Origin of the sequence: Pantoea sp. Pa-EAmG (assembly GCF_030024295.1) — a bacterium.
GTDB classification, from domain to species: Bacteria; Pseudomonadota; Gammaproteobacteria; order Enterobacterales; family Enterobacteriaceae; genus Pantoea; species Pantoea dispersa.
Map to the genome: position 1 here is coordinate 1 of NZ_JASEWO010000381.1, position 898 is coordinate 898.

Consider the following 898-nt stretch of genomic DNA (forward strand, 5'->3'; position numbering starts at 1 on the left):
GTGGTCTTGATCTGGTCTTCGGTCAGCATGCGGGCTTTACTCTTGCCAAAGGACATCGCGCCTTTGCCACCGCCGCCCTGCATCTGCCGCATAAAGAAGATCCAAACGCCAATCAACAGCAGCATTGGGAACCAGGAGATGAAGATGGAAGCCAGCAGGCTTGGCTCTTCTGGTGGTTCGCCAATCACTTTGACGTTTTTGGTCAAGAGGTTATCAAGCAACTTTGGATCGTTGACAGGAATGTAAGTCGTATATTTATTACTGTCTTTTTTGACAACGTTAATCTCACGCCCGTTAATACGTGCCTCGCGGACCTGATCCTGGTTCACTTCCGACAGGAAGGTTGAATAATCAACCCTACGGCCATTCGACTCGCTGGGCCCAAAGCTCTGGAAGACAGACATCAGCACGACCGCGATGACTAACCAGAGAATCAGGTTTTTCGCCATGTCACTCAAGGGATTAACCTCATATTACAACGGTGTTAACAGACAGCGTAGGGTACTATATATCCTTCAGACCTGGAATCGCGGCGCTGATGATTTTACTGCTTTTCACTGAAACTCAGAATTACACATCAGAGTAAACGCAGTTCGCCTTGCTTTGATTCCGGTACCGAGAGCTATAGTTTGCGCCCTGTCGCCACAATGTACACTTCACGCGAACGTAAACGAGAAGCGTCTGGCTTACGAATTTTCACTTTCGTAAATAGGGAGCGAATTTCCCGCAGGTATTCCTCGAAGCCATCTCCCTGAAACACTTTCACTACAAAACTGCCGCCAGGTGCCAGGATATCTCGACACATTTCCAGCGCCAACTCTACCAAATACATTGATCGTGGAATATCAACCGCAGGTGTACCACTCATGTTCGGTGCCATGTCAGACATAACAACTTG

At 48.3% G+C, this 898-nt stretch carries 2 protein-coding genes; both read right to left on the reverse strand.

Annotated elements, in window-relative coordinates; genetic code table 11:
- Positions 1-458, reverse strand: a 458-nt coding sequence (locus QMM04_RS22785) for an ATP-dependent metallopeptidase FtsH/Yme1/Tma family protein (protein WP_282997144.1), incomplete at its 3' end; no start/stop codon positions are given.
- Between the two features lie 164 nt (positions 459-622).
- Positions 623-898, reverse strand: a 276-nt coding sequence (locus tag QMM04_RS22790; protein ID WP_282997146.1) for an SAM-dependent methyltransferase, incomplete at its 5' end; no start/stop codon positions are given.